This is a genomic window from Ovoidimarina sediminis, from assembly GCF_032586175.1.
In the GTDB taxonomy this organism is placed as follows: Bacteria; Pseudomonadota; Alphaproteobacteria; order Rhodobacterales; family Rhodobacteraceae; genus Ovoidimarina; species Ovoidimarina sediminis.
Genome location: NZ_JAWHTE010000005.1, coordinates 1 through 20,351, shown reverse-complemented (window position 1 = coordinate 20,351; position 20,351 = coordinate 1). Strand labels below are relative to the sequence as shown.

Here is a 20,351-nt window from a genome sequence, read left to right as displayed (position 1 = left end):
TGCGTCAGCCCGTACCAAGCCGCTGGCCCACACCGTCCCGCGATTGCAGCGCGCGCCACCAGTCCTCGTTCTGAAGAAACCACTGCACCGTCCGGCGCAGCCCCTCTTCCAGCGTCACGCTCGGGCGCCAGCCAAGCTCGTTGCGCATCCGGCTTGGATCGATCGCATATCGCAGGTCATGGCCGGGCCGGTCTTCCACGTAGGTGATCAGCCGGTCGTGAGGTGCGCCATTGGGCCGGAACTCATCCATCAGCGTGCAGATCATGCGCACGAGATCGATGTTCCGAGCCTCGTTCTCGCCCCCAATATTGTAGCTGCGCCCGACCCTGCCCTTGGACAAAACCGTCAAGAGCGCATCCGCGTGATCCTCGACGTAAAGCCAGTCACGCACGTTTTCGCCGGCACCGTAAACCGGGATCGGCTTGCCCGCCACAGCGTTCAGGATCACGACGGGGATCAACTTTTCAGGGAAGTGGAATGGGCCGTAGTTATTGGAACAGTTCGTGACGAGCACAGGAAGCCCGTAGGTCTCTCCCCAGGCGCGCACCAGATGGTCCGACGCCGCTTTCGACGCCGAATAGGGGCTGCGCGGATCGTAGGGCGTCTCTTCCCGGAACTGGCCATCGGCGCCGAGGCTTCCATAAACCTCATCGGTCGAAATGTGGTGAAACCGGAACGCCGCGGGTGCGCCCTGGCGCTGCCAGTGCTCCCGTGCCGCCTCGAGCAGCGTGAACGTGCCCATCACGTTGGTGTCGATGAAGGCCGCAGGACCATCGATCGACCGATCCACATGGCTTTCCGCCGCAAGATGCATCACGGCATCCGGCGCATGTTCTGCAAGGATCCGGTCCATCGCGGCCCGGTCGCGGATATCGGCATGTTCGAAGGCATAGGCCTCCGATCCCCCCACGCTCGCGACATTATCGAGGCAGGCGGCATAGGTCAGCGCATCGACATTCACCACCGAATGTCCCTGCCCGATCGCGGCCCGCACTACCGCCGAGCCGATGAAACCGGCACCGCCGGTAACCAGTATCTTCATGCCTGCCCCCAGTGAAACGGGCTGTCCCAAGCATCGAAATCCGGTGCGTTGAGATCCTTGTCAGACAACAGCGGCTCGCGCCCGCCAAGCTTCCAGTCGATCCCGAGCGCGGCGCTGTCGAACCTTACGGCCCCATCCGCTTCGGGCGCATATTGGGTCGTGCACTTATAAAGGATCTCCGCATCGTCCGTCATGGTTGAGAAACCGTGCAAAAAACCGACCGGGATGAACAGTTGCAGGCCGTTCTCGGCGCTGAGTTCGACGCCCGTCCACTGCCCGTAGGTGGGGGATCCCCGCCTGGCATCCACCGCAACGTCCCAGATGACACCCCGCCCGCACCTCACGAGCTTTCCCTGTCCGTGGGGCGGAGCCTGGTAGTGCAGGCCTCGCACAGTACCCGCCTTGGCAGAAAGCGACTGGTTGTCTTGAACGAAGCTCTCCGAAAGCCCGGCCTCCGCCATCGTCTGTTCATTCCAGACTTCCGAGAAAAAGCCCCGCGTATCCGCGAACCGTCTCGGTTCCAGAATTAAGAGGCCGGCAAGATCGGTCGGGGTCACTTTCACGGGGCAAACCTGCAAAAATACACGTCGGACAGTTCATAGGTCACTCACGTCCGCGATGAAACCGTCTTTTGGTGGCATGCGGGGTGCGTGAGGCGCCCCATGCGGACGCGCCTTGTCGGTGACACCTCCGTGAGAACGCTACGTCGAACCCCTTAATTTCTTGACAGATCTACCGGTCACGGCCAAACGATTTAAACCACACGTGTAAAGACAACAGGCCGCCGAGGCAGCGAAAGGGAAGGCAACGTGTATCGGGTACGCAGTACACGCGCCGTTGGCGCACTCCTGCTTGCACTTGCCGTGTCAATCGCTCCTGCCTCCGTACAGTCGAGCGAGAAGGATGTCGTATTCGCCGCCCTCCTGAACGATCCCGACGACCCCGACCTGATGCTGCGATATGCGCGCCTCGCAATCGAAGAGCGTGACTACGAAGCCGCCCTGGCCACGCTGGAACGTCTGATCGACATCGAGCCGACCTCTCAGGAAGCCAGGTTCGAACTCGCGGTGGCCTATTTCGCCCTCGGCGTGGATGACGTGGCGCAGTATCACCTCGACATCTACAAGGGCCGGGGTCAGCTGAGCGCCGCCGAGGAAACTCGTGCCGCGCGCTACGAAAGCGCCCTCACCGACAGGATGGCCTCTTTCTCGATTTCCGGTTCGGCGGAGGCCGGGCTTGTCTACCGCGCCGACAGCGGGGATTTCGGCGCAACGGGAACGCTCGCCTTCAACATGCGCAAGGATCTGGGCGGGGCGCGTTCGTCCGCCTGGCTTACATCGGCACGCATCTTCGGCCTGAAATTTCCCGAAGCGCCGAGCGACGACAGCGTCCGCTTCCTGGTGCGCACCGGCCCCAGTATCGGGATCGACGGCACGGCGCTCGGCACACGGGTCCAGCCGTTTCTTACCTTCGACATCGTTGAGGACAGCGGCGGCGCCGACAGCGCTCTCAGCTTCGGTGCCGGTGTTGTCTACACCAAACCGGTCAACGAAGACTGGTCGATCTTCCTCGACGCCGAGGGCGGGTTCATCGACCGCCCCGATGGCGGCATCGACAGCGGATATTTGGCCATAGACGCAGGCGCGTCCTGGCAAGCGACTCAGTCCACGGGGCTGCGATTCACGCTGCGCCTCCAGCACGAGGACTCAAAGCCCGGCAGCGTCAACAGTAGCCGCGTCGAGGGCGGATTGGGCTTCGTTCACGAAACGGAGGTCCCCCTCTTCGGCGAGGGTTACGATACCGCAATCACCGGATTCGCCCGTTTTGCTAAGGATTCCTCAGCAGATGGCGTCAAAGACGACGTAATCTCCTTCGGTGCCAACTTCCGGACATATTTCTCATCCAATCTCTATGTCGATGCAGGTGTACAGCGATTTACCCGGTCCAGTACCGATCCGACCTTCGACGACGAAGATACGATCGTGGCTTTCAGCGCCGGGTGGGAGTTCTGAGGATGAAGACTAGTGTGATGACTATCGCGGCGGCAGCGATCGCCGCCTTTGGTGCAACCAGCGCCCCGGCCGTGGATATCGGCGTAGTGGCCTCTCTCGACCCGAACCTGCGCGGCACACCACCTGGCGCCTCTCAGCGTCGACTGACGATCGGGACGGATGTTGTCCAGAACGAAGAGATCGTGTCTTCGGCAACCGGCCGCGGGCAACTTCTGTTCCTCGACGAAACCACCCTGTCCCTTGCACCGTCGAGCCGGATCGTGCTCGACACCTTCGTCTATGATCCCGCGAAGAAGGATGGCTCGATCGGCATGCGGCTGACGGAAGGCGCCCTGCGCTTCATCGGCGGGCAGACGACCAAGAACCGCGAAGGCCTGATCAGAACCCCGGCGGCCACCATCGGCATCCGTGGTTCGAGTGCGATTGTGATGCACGAGAACGGCAAGACGCGCGCCGTCTTCCTGGCTGGTGACCGGATGTGCATGACGAGCGACAGCGGCGGCCGCACCTGCACCACCCGGACCGGTGCGGTTCTCGACGAGAACGGCTTCGCCGGCCGGATCGATCCGAATTCCCTGGTGAGCCTCATCGAACGGATTGACGGCACACCGCCCGCGCAACTCGCGCGGACTGGTACGCTCGGCGGCGGCCAGGGCGGCGGACAGTCGGCGATGGTGTCAGACGGCGTTGCACCCGGTGACGCGCCGGTGTCCACATCCGGCGCCGTGGTTCAGGCAGGCCTCTTCGACGACAAGATCGGCAGCGACCGCTCGGTCATGAACAACAGTGATGTCGGCGGTGTCGGCAAGGGCAACTGCGGCGTGGGCTCCGGCTCCGGCGGCCAGCGGGACGATTGCAAGCCGAAGGGCAACCGGTAAGGGCCTAGCGCTTTTCCAGCGCCTCGTAGATTCCGTTCCAGTCCTCCGGGACGCCCAGTGATTGCAGAGTCCGAATGCGCTCGCGGTAAAGTTCCGCGAGCGTTTTCACATCCACAAGGTCGGTCTCGAACACCTCCAGCGCCTCAAGTGCCTGTGACGCGGCCTCGAGATCGCCAACCACATAAGGCCGACGTACGGCGTCGATGGCGCGCGACAGGCGCCTCGCGTCCTGGCTGTCCCTGAGAAGCGTGAAGGCGGTAACGGCCCCGGTCCGTCCCTTGACCACGACCTTGTCGACCGCGATCGCCCGGTAACCCGGCGGCAGCGATGCCACCGTCACCTCGCCTACGAGATTCCGTGTGCCGTAGAGCCGGGTCAATCCCTCAAGACGTGCCGCAAGCGTCACCGTGTCGCCGACGCAGGAATAATTGTAGCGCTCGCGCGACCCCATAAGCCCCACGAAGGCCGGGCCAGTGTTTACGCCGATCCGCGTTTCCACTGCCGGTAGCCCGGCGGCCACGAGGGTATCGTTCGCCCGCCGCGCCGCAGCCTCGACCGCAAAGATCCCGTCGATCGCCCGCGCGGCATGGTTCTCGACAGCAATAGGCGCATTCCAGAACGCCATCGTGGCATCTCCGATGAACTTGTCGATCGTTGCGCCCTGATCGACCAGAGCCTCCGATACAGCGCTGAGGTAGATGTTCAGAAGCCGCACCACGTCCTCGGGCTTCATACGTTCGGTAAGCGACGTAAACCTGCGCATATCCACGAACATCACCGTAATGTCGCGCTCCACACCCGTCGGCGACAGCGCGCTGTCGGGATCGCTCGCAATCTCGTCGATCACCTGCTTGGGCAGGAAATAACCGAACCGGTCGCGGATCGTGGCCCGGGCGCGTTCCTTGCCAAAGACACTTACCGTCGTAGCCGGCAGATAGACGGCAAGCGCGGTCAGAGCCGGAAGCACTGGGTCGATCAGCAGCCCCAGCCTCAGAAACGCAAGCCACCCGCCGACCAGCAAGAGCGTGACCGACGTAAAGGCCGCACCGAGCCCGAGCACCGGCCTGTCCCGCGCCGCAAGGGCGGTGACGGACAGGCCCACAAACAGGATCAGAACGATCTCAAGCCCCCGGCTCCAGTCCGGGCGCGCCAGGAAATCGCCGTCTATGATCTGTTCGAGGATCTCGGCATGCAAAAGAACCCCGGGCACCTCGGCAGCCAGCGGGGTCGACCGGATATCGAACAGCGCCTGCGCGCTTGACCCGATCAAAACGATCTTGCCTTCCACCAGCGGCCGGAATTGCTCTGGATCGAAAGGCTGCGTGAGAAGCCGGTGCGCCGAAGTGATCCGGGCGTCGTCCGGTTCCGAGAAATGGATACGAAAATGCCCGTTTCCATCCAGCGGATAAGCCAGCGCGCCGGTGCGCATCGCAACGGGCCGTGCCGTACCGCCTGAGATCTCGCCAGACCGCTCCGACGTTGCAAGAACATGGCCTCCCGCGCCCTGTGCCACGCGCAGAAGCTCCGCAGTAAAGGCCGGAAGCACTGTACCATCGTAAAGCGCGACCATCGGCACCGATCGGGTGATACCGTCCGCCCCGGATTCCAGGCTGATGGCTCCCAGCCCCGCCGCCGCTTCGCCCAGACCATCGAGCGGTGCAAGCACGCCGGCATAGGCGGTCAGTGCATCGGCCGGCAGGCGCCCGGTATAGGCAATCCCGGCCTTGGGCGGCGGCGCAGCCCCCCGAGGCGCGCCGGCCAGCGCAAGCACTGTGGGGCCGCGATTGAGCGCCTCGGCGAAAACCACATCGTGATCGGGAAACTCGATCAGCGAATCTCGCAACAACTCTGGCAGCACCTCGAACCGCGAAAGGTTCGTCAGAACCGCCTCGGGCGAGGTGCGGTCCGGCTCTGCGAACAGGATATCATACCCGATCGCCGCCGCCCCCATGTCGAACAGCCTGTGGGTCAGCTCCGCCAGATAAGTCCGCGGCCAGGGCCATTGGCCGAGCTCGTCAAGCGATGCCTCGTCAATGTCGATCACGTGCACCGGAGTATCGGGGTTCGGGATCCGCGGGGCCGCCCGCTGGTAGGTGTCGAGGACCGCGCCGGAAATCTGCTCGAGCGACCGCGGCGCCAGAGCATAGAGCATCAGCATCAGCGCAGTCACCGATACCCCGATGATCCATGTCAGACGGCTCGTCACGGCGTGCGCCCCCCAGGCCGCCGGACGGCCCGGAGCGCCAGCCTTGCCGATGCCGGAGCGCTGCCCATGTGCTTGTCTGCCCGCCTCTTCAGGCTTTTCCTTGGTGCACAGTCTGGCCCGGCCCGACATCAACCGCAAGAATAGCGGGCCAATCGGACGCCCTGCCCCGGGTTTCGGCGCTGATCCGGTGTAGCGGCGTCACACTCGCTCAGAACGCGCGGTAATACTCCGCCTGCTCCCAATCCGAGACATGGGACAGGTAGCGCCGCCATTCCGCCCGCTTCAGGGTGGCAAGCCATTCAACGACATCGGCTCCAAGGGTATCGGCCCAGAGCGCGCTTGCCTCGAACGCGTCGATCGCCGCCCCGAGATCTGCGGGAAGCCGGGGCGCATCGCACTGATAAGGATCCCGCGCGGGCGGCGGCGGCGTCAGCGCCCGGGAAAGCCCGTCCTGCCCGGCACGGATCTGCGCGGCGAAGGCGAGATAGGGGTTTGCCGCAGGCTCGGCCACCCGGTTCTCGATCCGCGAGGCCGGATCGCCGGGGCGAATGAGGCTTCGCACCATCGCACCCTTGTTGTCCCGCGCCCACTGGATGCGGTCAGGGGCCAGCATTCCAGGCTGAAACCGCTTGTAGGCGTTCACCGTCGGATTGGTCAGAAGACAGGCAGCCGGCGCATGGTCCAGAAGCCCCGCGATCCATCCCGCCGCGGCGGGCGCCAGCGCCTCGCCCTCGTTAAGGAACAGATTCACGCCGCTCGCCGCATCGAACAGCGATTGATGGATATGCCACCCCGATGGCACCGCCGCCGGAAAGGCCGGACGGCACATGAAGGTGGCGTGCAGGCCGAGGCGGCGGCAGGTTTCCTTCGCCGCCGCCCGGAACAGCACCATCGCATCGGCCTGGCTCACCGGGTCCCCGGGGTCGAAGGTCATCTCAACCTGGCTCGGCCCGAACTCCACCTCCATGGAACGCACTTTGATCCCCAGGGCCTCAGAGGCCGTGCGGATCGCATTCAGCGCCTGATCCAGCGGCTCGATCCGCGCTTCCGTCAGGTACTGGTAGCCATGGCCCGTCATCTCCGTCAGGGGCGGGGCGCCCGGCATGCCCGCATCCTCGTGGCCGAGCCGCGGGTCGATCATCCGGTGGATGTGAAACTCCACCTCCAGCCCGAACACCGCCGCTTTCCCGTCGGCCGCCAGCGCTCCGACCGCCGCTGCAAGCTGCGTTCGCGTGCAGAATGGGCAGGGGCTTCCGTCCGCATACCGTACGTCGCACAGAAGCCAGCCCGTGCTTTCCGCCCAGGGCAGCACGCGAAACGTGCCGGGATCGGGGAAGATAAGCAAATCCCCCGCGCCGTCGAGCTTGCCGTCCCCGATCCCCGGCCCGCCATCCCAGACCGGAAACACAGTACGGTGCGAGGTGTCCTTCAGGAGAAGGGTCGAGGTCATCGTCATCCCTGACCGGAAGGCCGAGACGAGCGCCCGGGCGGTAATCGACTTGCCGCGCAACACCCCGTGCTGATCGGCGAAAGACAGGCGGATCACTTCGATCCCGTCTGCCCCGATCCGGTCGAGAAGTCCGGCAATCGCCCGTTTGTCCTCTTCCGAATAGAGCCCATTGCGGTCGGCCAGACCGCCGTCGATCACCGAGGCCCCGCTCACTCCGCCGCCGTCCTGATCCAGGGGCACGGCCCACGCCGCTCCTGGTCGGCGGCCGCCCAGATCTCCTCCCATGCCTCTGCCGGTCCGATCGCGTCAATCGCCACCGGCCCATCCGCGACAGCCGGATCAGACAGTGGCAACTGCGCGAACGCCTCCTCCTCCACCGCCGCGATCGCATCACGCAGCATCCGGCGATAGGCGATGATCGCAACATCTGTCTTCCCCAGATGTTCCCGCGTCCGGTCCTGGATCGTCCCCATGCTTTCCACCGCCCACTGATCGTGCACGTTGATGTCCATCCCCATGCCGGTATAGGTCGCTGTCGCCTGTTCGTCCGGGTCATAGCCGTAGTTGTTCGCCCGGTTCTTCAAGGGTGCATAATCCGGCAGGCGGTGTTCCTTCATCCGCTGCGCGCGCATAACCTCTTTGTCCACCGGCGCACCGAAGCTCGTGAACATCGCATACCAGTAACATGTCTCGTCATCGACCGGCACATGCCATTGGGTGATCGTCATTTCGCGCGACATCGGAATGCAGATCGCGTTCGGAAAAACCTGGTTCGTGACGCGCACATGGGTGCGCCCATCATCGAGGTGGCGCAGCGCCAGAAGCCTGAGGCCCGAGGCCGTGGGCTCCACCCGGATGTCGGGCCTGGGATACTCCCGCAACAGCCGGGTCATCGGAATCTCCGTCGACCCCGCCTTGTCGCGGAACTGCTTGCCATATCCCTCCGCCGGGTCCTCGTCCTGCAGGAACCGGTGCAGGAAAGAGGCATGGGCCGGATCGATCCCGATCTCCAGCGCCTGAAGCCAGTTGCATTCCCAAAGTCCCTTGAAGGCGAAGACATGGGTCTCCGGCGCCTCGAAGCAATCGAAGGAGGGGAACGCTGGTGGTTCGCCCGCGCCCATGAAGGCCCAGACGATGCCGTTCCGTTCCACCACCGGATAGGAGGTTGTGCGGATCCGCTCGTGCATCCGGCTGTCTTCGGGCTCTCCCGGCTGCTCGACGCACTGGCCGCCTCGGTCGAAATGCCAGCCGTGGAACGGGCAACGCAGCCCGTTATTCTCGCGCCGGCCAAAGCACAGGTCGACCCCACGATGCGGGCAATAGCGGCCGATAAGGCCCAGCGCGCCGCCATTGTCCCGGAAGAGCACAAGATCCTCGCCCATCAGCCGCACGGGAACGACGGGCCGCGCGCCGTCGAGTTCCACGGCCAGTGCCGCCGGTTGCCAGTATTGCCGAAGAACGGCCCCGGCGCCCGTGCCGGCCTCTACGCGGGTCAACCGGTCATTCATCTCGCTCGAGATCATCTGCCACCCCTTCCGCTGGACCCGCCGAAGGTAGAAAGCGCAGCGCCGAAGCGTCAAGCGCCCCCATCTGGGAAATGCGCAATCGGTGCCTAAGTTGAAGAGCACCGGTCTGAAGGAAATGGATGCAATGAAACTCCTGGTGATGGGCGCGACCTCTGGCATCGGCGCCCGGGTAAGAGAAACGGCGCTGGAGCGGGGGCATGACGTCCGCGCCTTCGCCCGCAGCGCGGAAAGCCTCGCCCCGGTCCAGAAGCTCGAGCCTTTTTCGGGCGACGCGCTAAATCCCGATGACGTGGCCCGCGCGCTGGAGGGCTGCGACGCAGTAATCTACGCGCTCGGAATCAAGGAAAGCGTCGCCATGCTCTGGCAGGAGGTCACGCTCTTCTCCGACAGCACTCGCATCCTGATAGAAGCGATGGAAAACACGGGCCCCCGCCGTCTGATCGCGATCACGGGCTTCGGTGCGGGCCGCAGCCGCCAGGCAATGAGCTTCATAGAACGCACAGGCCACAAGGCGATCCTCGGCAAACCCTATGCGGACAAGGACCGGCAGGAAGAAATGATTATGGCGAGCCACCTCGACTGGACAATCGCGCGCCCGGTGATCCTGACGAACAACAAGGCCACGGGCACCTACAGGGTGTTGAGCGATCCGGCGACATGGCGAAACGGCATGATCTCCCGCGCCAATGTCGCGCATTACGCCGTGCGCGCCGCCGAAGAGGGGCTGAACATCCGCGAAGACGTGGTGCTGGCGCGTTAGCGCCGATCGGGCAGGCTCAGCCCGCCCGCTCGATCTCGGCCTGGATCTGGCGCGAGCGGATCTCGGCCAGAAGGGTACGGTTCGCCGAAATCAGATCGGCCAGCAGCCCGCCCATGAAGAAGATCGCGCCCACGGCAATAAGCGCCGCCCCTATCACGAGCGACTGCACGTTCCCGCCGCCTTGACCCGAGAAATAGAAAATCAGGAAGCGGATATAGGCCGCGATCCCCGGCAGCGCCGTGATCAGCGCCATCAGCGTGAAAACCTTCAGCGGCTTGTACAGCACGAGGATGCGGAACATCGTCACGACGGACCGGCGGATGTACTGCGGGATCGACTTGATCAGCCGCGATTCCCGCGTCGGCGCGTTCACCTCGACCGGCACGCTGACGATCGGAATACCCTGCCGTCCGGCCTGGATGATCGTCTCCAGCGTGTAGGTATAGGCCCCGAAGACATAAAGCCGCATCGCCGCGTCCCGGTGGATCGCACGAAAGCCCGAGGGCGCATCGACGATATCGGTGCCGCTTGCGATCCGGACCATCAGGCTGCCCAGCTTCTGCAGCGACCGCTTCAGGGGCGAGAAATGCGCGATCGTCGAAATCGGGCGCGCACCCACGACGATCTGCGCCTCGCCCTCGAGGATCGGCACGGTCAGGTCAGGAATGTTTTTCGCCGAATACTGGTTGTCGCCATCGGTGTTCACGATGACATCGGCGCCCAGCTTCACCGCCGCTTCAAGCCCACGCATGAACGCCGTGGCAAGCCCACGGTTGTGGCCAAGCTGGATGACGTGATCGACACCGCACTCGCGTGCCACCTCCACCGTCCGGTCGGTGGAACCGTCATCGATGATGAGCCATTCGACGCTGTCGAACCCCGGCACTTCGCGCGGCAGATCCCCGAGCGTTTCGGCCAGCTGCGCCTCTTCGTTATGGCACGGGATCTGGATGATGAGCTTGCGGCTCACCTTGCTCGAGGTCTTCTTAGAAAAATCGCGTTCGACACGCATGATGAACCGCCCACTCCGTCCTGGTCGGGATCGTTCATGCACCATGAGTTGGGCATCAATATGTCGGATCACCCGGCAAACTGTCGCCCTGCACCTTCCATACGCGCAAGGAATATCCCCCGGGACCGCACGGAAAACGTAATCAAAACCCGCGCTCAGGCCCAATTGTTGCCATTTTCGAAAGGCATGGGTGTTACATCGGGACGGACGGCAGCGCGAAAATCACCATGGCGACATCAGATGCAAAGGGCCCGCGTACGGTTCAGGCGGCACTCCCCCTCCTTTCTGGCCGGGCGCTTCAGGGTATCGTCCTCGGGCTCGGGTTTCTTGTAATCGCCGGAACGGCCATCGCCGCCGTGGGCGGCTTCATCATCGACGAGATGATCTACGTGCTGGGCGCTCATGCCCTGTCCGAGGCTGGCAGTTTCGCGGTCGAGAACGGCTGGACTACGTTCCGATCGGACGACCTGCTTCTCTGGCTCACGGTCAACGGGCCCAACGGCGTCGCTCCGCAATATCCCCCGGGAACAGCGGTCCTTGGCGCGCCGCTTTATGGCGCGTTCGGGATCCGCGGCATGATCCTCCCGAATGCGGTCGCGGCGGCGGCCACCCTCTGGCTTGTCTTCGCTCTAGCGCGGCGGCTGACCGGGGATGCAACACTGGCGCTCGGCGCGGCGGGTCTTCTGGCCTTCGGCACCTATTTCCTGGAATATGCCTACGGCATCTGGCCCCATGCGATCGCGGTTCTCGTCACCACCGCAGCGCTTGCCCTCACCTTCCTCGCCCATGAAGAGGGGCCCCGCACCGCCGCCGGACGTGCCGTGCTTGCGGGGCTTATCATTGGCATTGGCATGACGTTCCGGGCCGACGTGATCCTCGCCCTTCCCGCAATCGGGGCGTTCGTCATCCTCTACGCCCGCGCGCCCGTCGCGATGATCGCGGGCGGCGCCGCCGGGCTCTTGCCGCCCGTTGCGCTTCTCTCGCTGGCAAACCAGGTGAAATTCGGCACTTACAACCCCCTCTCCTACGGCCGGTTCGACGGCAGCGGGATCGATCTTGCAAATTACCTGCCGTTGGGCGGCGTCGTTCTACTGGGGCTCGCGGGCCTCGTCGCGCTCCGGCTCACCGCCTGGCGTCCGTCGCGGCGCATTGTCATCGGCGCGGGCCTCGCGGCCCTTGCCTTGGCCGCCGCCCTGCCCGCCACCCGGCACCTGCTTCTGACCGCGCTTCACGGCATCCACGTTCTTGTCTTCGACATGACGGCGATCAACGAAGGCCGGCCCGGTGTCGAACCGGCGGGCGAGGCGACGCGCCTCTTCTGGGGTCTGCCGAAGAAGGCGTTGGGCCAAAGCCTGCCATGGTTCGGCGCGCTTCTTCTGCTTCTCGCCTTCCGCCCGGAAGCGAAGGCAGCCCGCCGCTGGGCCATCTTCTCGACGATCTTCACCGCGATCTGGATGGCGCCCTTTATCATGCGAGCCTGGCACGGGGGCCTCGGCCTCAACATGCGCTACTTCCTGCCCGTGCTGCCGCTTTTGTCGATCCTGGGCGCGCTCCTGATGCAGCGGCTTATGCGCGAAAGCGGGATTGCGGCACGCAGCGTGCTTCTCGCCCTTCTCTTCGGCTTCGCCGCGGTTATGGCGGTTTCCTCGGCTTCGACCAGTGGCCTCGTCGCGATGCACCAGCCGGTGTCGAAAACGGTCTTCGCCGTCCTGACTGGCCTCGCTCTTTTGACGGTTCTCTCCCCGGCATTGAGGCCGCGCCTGCAACGATCCGCAACGCTGCTCGCCGCCGCTGGCATCGGCATGGCCGCTGGGCTGGGGCCGGTGGGCGATCTCGGCATGTCCCAGGCGAGGCGCGACCGGGCCGACCAGATCTCGACCGCGCTTGCCCGCGAACCCGGCCCCACCGTCATTTATGGCCGACCCGAAACCATGGCCTCGCTTCTGGCGCGCCCCGATATGCTGATGGCCGTCGGCAACCGTCTGACCGGCGTGATCGACACGGGTTTCGTGAACGCCGCTCTTGCCGCGGGGCACCGCGTGCTGATCGAGACGGAGGCCCGAACCCTCGACGAGCTCGAGGGGTTCCGCGCCTTCTCGCCCGAGCGCATACTCACGATCGGCCCTTCGCGATTCGTGGAGCTTGGGGGCTAGCCCTTCAGGTGCCTTTCTGATCGAACCACAAGGCTTCGATGGATCAGGCGGTTGGATATTCTCCGTTGAAACGAACTGTTTTCCGCCGATCATCTTCGAACAACGAGAAACAATGACACCCCGGAATGGCCTGCGCACCGAGCTTTGTTTCGCACTAATTCTGAAATCGCATTCAAATTCATTAACTTAACCCAGTCCGCCGGCTGCGTCCCGCCACACGCCCGCAGACGTTTTTTTGCCACATTTCCCCCTACCGTCGGCCGCTGATCCGGCAGCCATCGGGATCGGCGGAGGGATGCCGCCGCGGCGAGCGGGATCGACAACGGAGCACTTAAAGGATTTGGCGGCCCGCCCCCACAGGGTCGTCATCGGGAGACCCTTGCCATGACGACCGAAAACGACGCCCCCGTGGCGACGGCCCCCATCACTGTATCTTCCCCCACCCTCGCCCATGACCCTGAGGGCTTCGTGCCCAGCGAAGGCACCGGCCTCACAGGCGCAGTCTATGTGACCGGTGACGCGATCTGGAACATCGGCATGCTGCGCGAGATGATGCAGTCTCCCCCGCAACTGACCTTCACGGCAAGCGAGCTGTTCTATGCTGCAGGATCGAGCGATACCACGGTGTCCGAGTTCCTTGCCGACGATGCCGTCAGCCTCTCGGGCGACGGCAGCCTCTACGAAATGGGCCCCTCGGGCCTCTCCTTCACCGGCTTCATCTATATCCCGCCCGGCACGCACGAGATCTCGGTGGTCTCCGACGACGGCTTCGCCCTCTCCATCGGCGGCGAACCTTTCAGCGCCTATGAAGGCACCCGCGCCACGGCGGAAACCACGCAGGCAGGCGAATTCGAGGGCGGCCTATACGAAATCGAACTTCTCTATTTCGATGCGGGCGGACGCATGGCGCTGTCGATGGAAATCGACGGGCTGTCGGTCGATCAAAGTGCCTTCTATCAGAGCGAGACGGATTTCCAGTCGCCCCCTGCGGATGTCGCACTCGTCCCGGCAGCGGATTATCACCCAAGTTCCTTTCTCGGTGCGGAAAGCCTCGATACGCCGATCGACGGCACAGGCACCGGTTCGCGCGATATCATCGAAGGCAAGGGCGCAGACGACGTGATTTCCGGCCTCGGCGGCGACGACCTTCTGCTCGGCGGCTATGGTAACGACATCATTGACGGCGGTGAGGGCAACGACGTGCTCGACGGCGGGCGCGGATCGGACGTGCTGATCGGTGGCGCGGGCGACGACCTCCTGATCTCCCGCTCGGACACCGGGATCACGCGGATCGGCCAGCTCGCGGTCGGCATGCCGACGCGGGAGGATCCCGACGGCGAGGTCAACAACGAGCTCCAGATTCTGAAGGGCTACGAGGTCCAGCCGCTCATCGGTGACGACGTCCTGATCGGCGGCGAGGGTGCGGACACTTTCCTTATCTCTCCCCAGATCAACGCGAAACTCGGCATCATCGAAGAGCACATCCGCCCCGATGGCACGATCAACTGGGCCGGTGTCGCGGGCGAGAACGACGAGCTTCACGATCACTGGGTCGATGGCTTCGGCATCGATATCATCGCAGATTACAACGCAGCCGAAGATCTCATCGCCGTCATCGGCCACACCGCAAATGTCTATGTTGAACATGCCGACGTGATCGGCGACGACGCGCTGGAAACCATCGTCACGGTGATCTCGAACCAGCACGGCGGCGGCGGAGCCCATGCGATGGATCTGATGGGGCAGATCATCGTCCACGGCGATCTCGTCTATAAGGAAGACATCGTCACTGATGCCAACGTCACCTACGGGATCGTCGAGGATGGATCAGAGCTCGCCGAAGCGCGCTACCCGCTGGGCGACACGAAAACCACCATGATCGACGGGGTCACCTATCACGGCTACGACACCCGTTCACCGGACGACCTGGGTCCGGTCACCGGGAATCCGGCAGCCTATTTCGAGAACGTGAATTTCACCGAAGACATGCTGTCGGCCCCAACCCCCGAAGCCGAGACGCCGGAACTGACCCGCGGCACCTTCGAACAGCTCGGAACGGTCGAGGTCGCCGGCGACACGATCACCGGCACAAACGCGGCTGACACGCTGACCCAAACGGCCCAGCCCGAGGAAACCGGCCTGCCGGGCGCCATCGGCTACTGGAGTTTCGCCGACGGCAGCGAGGGCGCCTATTCCGATGCCCGCAGCGAGGGCCCGGCGATCAAGGCCTACACGCTTTACGAAAACCAGGCGCATCTCAGGACAGACGGCGCGACAGAGGGGCACGGCGAGCTCGAGAACGGTGCGCTCTATTTCAACGGCGAGACGGATTACGCCTACCTTGCTCACGACACCAGCCACGAGATCACCCAGGGCACCATAACCATGTGGGTGCGCCCCGACGACCTGACCGATTTTTCGATGATGGTCAGCAAGGACGCGAGCGGGTCGGGCGATGGCGGGCATTTCCGGCTCGGTCACACCGACGAGGGCGGGCTTTTCCTCAGGATGGCCCCCGGTGACGGGGGATCGAACCATTCCTGGGCGAGTGGACGCATCTTGCCGTTTCCTTCACCGCAGACGGTGTAGCCGTCTATGTCGACGGCGACGCCCTGCCCGCTTCGGCCTGGGATCCGGTTTCTGGCGACGTGTCTTCGCCCAATGTCTATACAGAGGCTTACATCCTCCAGAACGAGGAACCTTGGGTCTTCGGGGCCGACCAGTACAAGACGCATGTGAACGACACGGCGCAGCAATTCGCCACCGATCACGACCATCTGCGCAACCCGTTTGAAGGCGCAATCGGCGATTTCGGTCTCTGGGGCGGCTTTTCGTCCGAGGACGTGCTAACCGCGGCCGAAATCAACGACCTGATCGAGTTCGGTCCCGGAGACGCCCTCACCAACCCCTCCGGCCCCGAGGCCATGCTTGTCGCCGACGACACCTTCTATGCAGGCGGCGGCGCCGATACCGTCGAGGCGGGCGCTGGCGACGACACCGTCTATGGCGAAGCGGGCGCGGATACGCTCCTTGGCGGCTATGGCAACGACATGCTCGACGGCGGCGCGGGCAACGACTTACTGGACGGCGGGCGCGGCAGCGATCTTCTGATCGGCGGCGACGGCGACGATATCCTCAGAAGCGGCTCCGATGTTGGCGAGATGCGGATCGGCCAGCTCGTGATCGGCGATCCCTCCCGCGCCTTCCCCGATCCCTCGGTCGATCCCGACTATCTCAAACTCGTCGACTGGATCGACCAGCCCATTGTCGGCGACGACGTACTGGTGGGAGGCGCGGGCAAGGATCTCTTCCTGTTCGAAACCTACATCAACGCCAAGGAAGAGATCATTCTCGACCACGTCAACGACGACCGCACCATCGACTGGATGGGCGTGGCCGGCGAAAACGACCGGCTGCACGATCACTGGGTCGACGGCTTCGGCATAGACGTGATCGCCGACTACGACGCCGAGGAAGACAGGATCGCCGTCATCGGCCACACTACGCAGGTCAAGGTTGATTACATGACCGTCGACACCGATGGCGATGGTGTGGATGACGAAACCGTCTCGGTCATCACCGCCTATTCCCAGCAGGGCAAGAACGGTGGCGCGCATGACGAGGATTACCTCGGTTATATTGTCGTGCACGGCGACCGCGTGGAACTCGAGGACATCGAGACCAATGCCGGCGCCGCCTACGGCATCGTCGACACCATCGACGAATTGCAGGAAGCGCTCGCGCCGACCGGGGAAACCGCCTGGCAGCATGACGGGCTCTTCGGCTACGACAGCCGCGACGTCGACGGCAACCCGATCGAGGCCGATCCCCGCGCCTATTCGCACAACAGCTGGCTGCAGAACGGCACGGTGGAATTCGCCTCCTCCCTCCCGGAAGGCACCGAGGCGCCCAATGTCGTCCTGTTCCACGAAGGCGGCGAATATACCGGCGCGGTCACGACCGAGATCGCACATACCGATGCGCAGGCGCTGACATCGGGCACCGTAGCCTTCGCCTTCACGGCCGATCTTCCCGGGAACGACCAGAACCAGGCCCTTATCTCGAAAGATCACTCAGGCTAAGAGGATGGCGGCCACCTGACGATCTACGTCACCGGCCACGGTCACCTGAAGGTCCGCTTCCAGGGCACCGAAAGCGAGGAATACCTCTACTTGCCCGGAAAGGTGGAGGCGGGCGAAACCTACAACGTCGCCTTCACCTTCGATGAAACCGGCACGCAGCTTTACGTGAACGGCGATCTCGTCGACACGGGCAACGGCTTTCCGGCGGGCATGTCGGGCAATGCCGAAGATCTTGTCATCGGGGCCTCGACCCGCACGCGCCAGGGCGAGGACGACAACCTGCAATGGCACTTCAACGGCACGATCGAGAATATCGCGATGTACGACCGGGTGCTCCATGACAGCGAGGTCGTGTTCCTCGACGGTTCAGGCAGCGCACCGTCCGGGCTCGATCCGCTTTTCGGAGGAGCCGCGCCGGAGGTGCCCGAAGCCAGCCCCCCCGAAACGGAAGTGCCGACCGGGGAAGCGGGCGGCATGGCGCCGCCCGCGCCGCCGGAGCCCGAGCCTGAGCCGGAGCCGGAGCCGGAGCCGACGGAGAATCTGGTGGAAAACGGCGATCCCGACGGTCAGCCGTCGCAAGGGGAGCAGCAACCGGCCCCCTCGATGTGGATCGGTCTCCGGAACCGGCTCTTCGCCAAACCGCAGGACACCGCACCGTCTCCAGATGCGACGGAGACGCCCGCCGACGGCACCACGGTGGACAGCGATGCGGGAGGCGTACTGTCAGGCTTCAGGTTGCGGTTTGCAATGAGGCAATCGGAAGTGAAGAGCATCGAGGACGTGGCGACCGGAAACGATACAACGGCGTCACGGCAGACAAGCTCGGCAGCTTCGATTTCCGAAGACGCACCCGGCGAATTACGGCTTATCAATTTCCTGCGAAACGACCAGGTGCGCAACGATGCGCCAGTTCCGGAAGAGGAAGAGGACGTGGTCGAGGAGTTTCTTCTCTAACAGGACGCTCGGGCAGGTCGACGGCCTGCCCGAGGACGCACCCGACGAAGCATGCATGTCGCCAGAGGTAGACCATTCTGGCTTCATGAATTGATTTGCGGGGAAATGCGCGTAAACGCAGGTTGATCGAGCATGACGGAAAAAGGAGGCATGCCGGACAGACGTAAACGCTACCTGCACACGCTATCGCGCACCGTCATCAATTTTCATCAATTTTTGAGGAAACTAGACGATATTTTTAGCATAAAAATCAGTATTTTATAGGAAATCCACCTTGAAATTTCAGCTCTTAGTTGCATCTGGCTTTGTTTCGGTAATCCTATGCTTCAGGCAGCGATATCTCCCCCTCTTGTCATTCGCGATGATGTCGAGAAACGCTTGTAGCGCGCGCCCTCGCTGAGCACGAGCTTCACGGAGGTAGCGCTTCAGGAGGCGATGCCGCCGACCACCTGGACGGGTGTCCTCGGACTCGAAGCGGGCAATACGCCTTAAAAGCGCGATGCCCGAGCGGACCTGTCTACTCGATGCCAAGCCCTGGCTGAGGTCGTCGGCAATAAGGTCCGCCATGTCGCCTAACTCCCGGGTCGCCTGGTCCGGTTCGGCTTCTCCCCGCTCGAAAGCACTCAGCGCACGATCTGCCGCGACCAGACGCACCTCTGCCTCTGCAAGCAAGAGCGCGCGAACTCCATGGTCGTCCGTCGGCACCAGATCTTCCGGCGACAAGATAGATTTGTCGAGGATGATCGAAAGCCAGGTGGCAACGCTCTTGGGGTCAGGGCGCGCCGTCGCGCTGTGGCGCAGAGCATTACCCGCGACGATGGCCTTGCCCTTGGCGCTCTTTGGTCCGGTGCTGCCCTGTGCATTCCGGCGATTTCGCCTGGCGATGTCGTTCGTTGTCATCCCTCGATGACCTCGCCTTCGATAGGACGCGCCTTCTGCAAAGCGTCGTAGTCCCTCTTGACCTCGCGCCGCCGCCGCTCGAGCTCCTGAATCTTCTCGTCGTGTGTCCGGTGCGAACCGTTGTACTTGCGGTATGCCTCCCCCAAAAGTTCAATTGGCTCCAGGCCAAGTTCAGTGATCTCTGCATACGCCGCTTCCTGGATCGACCGATCGCGCGACACGGCCCGCGTCGCGAGTTCGTCACCGGCTTCCTCCGCGGCGGCCTCGTCGAACTCGAAAGGTTCCTCCCAAGCGTCCTCATCCCCGCCACCCGCAACGTAGCGCTCCCATTCCGCATCGAGCGCGGCATCGTGTGCGTTCAGGTGTTGCGCCCTGACAGCGTGCTTGATGGCGCCCCGGACAACCTTGCGGAGGCAATTGTCGCGCATGCGGCGCTGCTGGAAAAGTTCCCACTCGATGACAACGAGGTTCTCTGCAATGACGCATTCATATGGCGTGGCCGGAGAAAGCGATCGCATCAAGCCCTCGTGGAAACCATCAAACGACCCCGGATCTTCCCCGGGAATGGGATCACGCGCAGCGAGGAGCTCCGCGAAGGAAGCAAGGTTGAAGCGCTTTGGATCGGGGAGCGAGATTTCATTTGCCATAAGCAATCTCCTTTTCTTGTTCCGACCGCCGCGGCTCTCACCTGCCGGCATGCCCAAGTCCTTTGCCGGACTTTAGCCGTGCAGAGCACAATATATGGCTATGGATTGCACCTCAAGGGCGAGATGTGGGATCGCGGCCAGTGGAGGCCACCCATAATCTGCCGATCATGAGATCGAACGCTTCATAGGAATACTTTAAGCTCTCGCCGCGATCTCCTGAGAGGCTCCATTAGGAATCCGGAACTGCTCCTTCCCTTCATTATAGCCGGCGCTTCCGACCTAGGTGATCGCACTCTTGCCAAATGTGAGGATGGTTGACACTGGAGTTGGCATCATGGGATCGCTGGCAAAATCCAGTCTCAGGCTTTCAATCCAATCTCAGACTTCCATTCTTGTCATAAGATTTCCTTGGCAAAAATGCCTTTTTGTGTCTCTCACCCACCCTTGGGGCAGCGCTAATACGATTTGAGAAGTATGTTTGGCTCAGCCCGGCAGGCTTGGTGTTTCTGAATCTGGATTTGGGGAAGAGTTCTTTTACGCTTGGTAAGTATCGCTCGTTCGCGAAACCTTTTGCCTCCGTGTGGATGCCTTGTCTGCCTGCGTCAAATGCTAGCGGCTACGATAGGTTCCCTACTCGCGACCGCAATTGGCACTAGGGTCAGGACTCATAGCCAATAGATGACGGTTGCTGCGAGGGCGATTGCGGAGAGGAAGACCTTTGGGCACCGA

Annotated in this window: 15 protein-coding genes; 7 read left to right on the top strand and 8 right to left on the bottom strand. The window is 63.3% G+C overall.

All coding sequences use genetic code 11. The annotated features are described in order from the left end of the window. Positions 1-4: 4 nt before the first annotated feature. Positions 5-1,042, bottom strand: a complete 1,038-nt coding sequence (gene rfbB / locus RXV90_RS07680; protein WP_316647942.1) for a dTDP-glucose 4,6-dehydratase — start codon at positions 1,040-1,042, stop codon at positions 5-7. Beyond that, positions 1,039-1,605 carry a dTDP-4-dehydrorhamnose 3,5-epimerase gene (rfbC, locus tag RXV90_RS07675; RefSeq protein ID WP_316647941.1) on the bottom strand — a complete coding sequence of 189 codons (567 nt, stop codon included), beginning with the start codon at positions 1,603-1,605 and terminating at the stop codon, positions 1,039-1,041. Before rfbC ends, rfbB begins: the two co-directional genes overlap by 4 nt. A gap of 246 nt (positions 1,606-1,851) precedes the next feature. Here rfbC and RXV90_RS07670 point away from each other — a divergent pair, with 246 nt between their 5' ends. Continuing rightward, positions 1,852-3,054 carry a tetratricopeptide repeat protein gene (locus RXV90_RS07670; RefSeq protein ID WP_316647940.1) on the top strand — a complete coding sequence of 401 codons (1,203 nt, stop codon included), beginning with the start codon at positions 1,852-1,854 and terminating at the stop codon, positions 3,052-3,054. Between the two features lie 2 nt (positions 3,055-3,056). Further along, positions 3,057-3,932, top strand: a complete 876-nt coding sequence (locus RXV90_RS07665; RefSeq protein ID WP_316647939.1) for a FecR family protein — start codon at positions 3,057-3,059, stop codon at positions 3,930-3,932. A 4-nt stretch (positions 3,933-3,936) separates the two neighbouring features. Here the strand turns inward: RXV90_RS07665 and RXV90_RS07660 are convergent, their stop codons facing one another. From RXV90_RS07660 to RXV90_RS07650, 3 genes are all read right to left on the bottom strand, one after another. Continuing rightward, positions 3,937-6,138 carry a CHASE2 domain-containing protein gene (locus RXV90_RS07660; protein ID WP_316647938.1) on the bottom strand — a complete coding sequence of 734 codons (2,202 nt, stop codon included), beginning with the start codon at positions 6,136-6,138 and terminating at the stop codon, positions 3,937-3,939. A 208-nt stretch (positions 6,139-6,346) separates the two neighbouring features. Further along, a complete protein-coding gene (locus RXV90_RS07655; RefSeq protein ID WP_316647937.1) occupies positions 6,347-7,828 on the bottom strand; it encodes a glutamine synthetase family protein in 1,482 nt (493 codons plus the stop codon). After that, on the bottom strand, positions 7,798-9,111 hold the full coding sequence (locus RXV90_RS07650; RefSeq protein ID WP_316647936.1) for an aromatic ring-hydroxylating dioxygenase subunit alpha: 1,314 nt from the start codon (positions 9,109-9,111) through the stop codon (positions 7,798-7,800). Before RXV90_RS07650 ends, RXV90_RS07655 begins: the two co-directional genes overlap by 31 nt. 127 nt (positions 9,112-9,238) lie before the next feature. On the opposite strand from RXV90_RS07650, the gene RXV90_RS07645 reads away from it, so the two are divergent. Then, positions 9,239-9,874, top strand: a complete 636-nt coding sequence (locus RXV90_RS07645) for an NAD(P)-dependent oxidoreductase (RefSeq protein WP_316647935.1) — start codon at positions 9,239-9,241, stop codon at positions 9,872-9,874. Positions 9,875-9,890: 16 nt separating this feature from the next. Here RXV90_RS07645 and RXV90_RS07640 read toward each other — a convergent pair whose 3' ends face one another. Then, complete coding sequence (locus tag RXV90_RS07640) at positions 9,891-10,886, bottom strand: glycosyltransferase family 2 protein (RefSeq protein ID WP_316647934.1); 996 nt, start codon at positions 10,884-10,886, stop codon at positions 9,891-9,893. Between the two features lie 227 nt (positions 10,887-11,113). On the opposite strand from RXV90_RS07640, the gene RXV90_RS07635 reads away from it, so the two are divergent. The 4 genes from RXV90_RS07635 to RXV90_RS07620 all read left to right on the top strand — a co-directional run bounded on the left by RXV90_RS07635 (position 11,114) and on the right by RXV90_RS07620 (position 18,075). Next, positions 11,114-13,039, top strand: coding sequence for a glycosyltransferase family 39 protein (locus RXV90_RS07635; RefSeq protein WP_316647933.1), 1,926 nt, complete (start codon positions 11,114-11,116; stop codon positions 13,037-13,039). A 384-nt stretch (positions 13,040-13,423) separates the two neighbouring features. Beyond that, positions 13,424-15,628 carry a PA14 domain-containing protein gene (locus RXV90_RS07630; RefSeq protein ID WP_316647932.1) on the top strand — a complete coding sequence of 735 codons (2,205 nt, stop codon included), beginning with the start codon at positions 13,424-13,426 and terminating at the stop codon, positions 15,626-15,628. A 59-nt stretch (positions 15,629-15,687) separates the two neighbouring features. After that, positions 15,688-17,121 (top strand): calcium-binding protein, encoded by a 1,434-nt coding sequence (locus RXV90_RS07625; protein ID WP_316647931.1) that lies wholly within the window; start codon positions 15,688-15,690, stop codon positions 17,119-17,121. Positions 17,122-17,136: 15 nt separating this feature from the next. Continuing rightward, a complete protein-coding gene (locus tag RXV90_RS07620) occupies positions 17,137-18,075 on the top strand; it encodes a LamG domain-containing protein (protein WP_316648218.1) in 939 nt (312 codons plus the stop codon). A 282-nt stretch (positions 18,076-18,357) separates the two neighbouring features. Here the strand turns inward: RXV90_RS07620 and RXV90_RS07615 are convergent, their stop codons facing one another. Continuing rightward, positions 18,358-18,975: a hypothetical protein gene (locus tag RXV90_RS07615; protein ID WP_316647930.1), complete on the bottom strand. Its 618-nt coding sequence runs from the start codon at positions 18,973-18,975 to the stop codon at positions 18,358-18,360. Continuing rightward, the gene (locus RXV90_RS07610) at positions 18,972-19,673 is read right to left on the bottom strand and encodes a hypothetical protein (RefSeq protein ID WP_316647929.1); all 702 of its coding nucleotides are present in this window, start codon (positions 19,671-19,673) and stop codon (positions 18,972-18,974) included. The genes RXV90_RS07615 and RXV90_RS07610 overlap by 4 nt, the downstream gene beginning before the upstream one ends. Between the last annotated feature and the right edge of the window lie 678 nt (positions 19,674-20,351).

Excerpts from the sequence above, each read along its gene's own strand:
- RXV90_RS07630 (WP_316647932.1), top strand. The coding sequence starts at position 13,424 with ATGACGACCGAAAACGACGCCCCCGTGGCGACGGCCCCCATCACTGTA.
- RXV90_RS07650 (WP_316647936.1), bottom strand. The coding sequence starts at position 9,111 with ATGATCTCGAGCGAGATGAATGACCGGTTGACCCGCGTAGAGGCCGGC.
- RXV90_RS07640 (WP_316647934.1), bottom strand. The coding sequence starts at position 10,886 with ATGCGTGTCGAACGCGATTTTTCTAAGAAGACCTCGAGCAAGGTGAGC.
- RXV90_RS07665 (WP_316647939.1), top strand. The coding sequence starts at position 3,057 with ATGAAGACTAGTGTGATGACTATCGCGGCGGCAGCGATCGCCGCCTTT.
- RXV90_RS07635 (WP_316647933.1), top strand. The coding sequence starts at position 11,114 with ATGGCGACATCAGATGCAAAGGGCCCGCGTACGGTTCAGGCGGCACTC.
- RXV90_RS07610 (WP_316647929.1), bottom strand. The coding sequence starts at position 19,673 with ATGCCGGCAGGTGAGAGCCGCGGCGGTCGGAACAAGAAAAGGAGATTG.
- rfbB (WP_316647942.1), bottom strand. The coding sequence starts at position 1,042 with ATGAAGATACTGGTTACCGGCGGTGCCGGTTTCATCGGCTCGGCGGTA.
- RXV90_RS07615 (WP_316647930.1), bottom strand. The coding sequence starts at position 18,975 with ATGACAACGAACGACATCGCCAGGCGAAATCGCCGGAATGCACAGGGC.
- RXV90_RS07645 (WP_316647935.1), top strand. The coding sequence starts at position 9,239 with ATGAAACTCCTGGTGATGGGCGCGACCTCTGGCATCGGCGCCCGGGTA.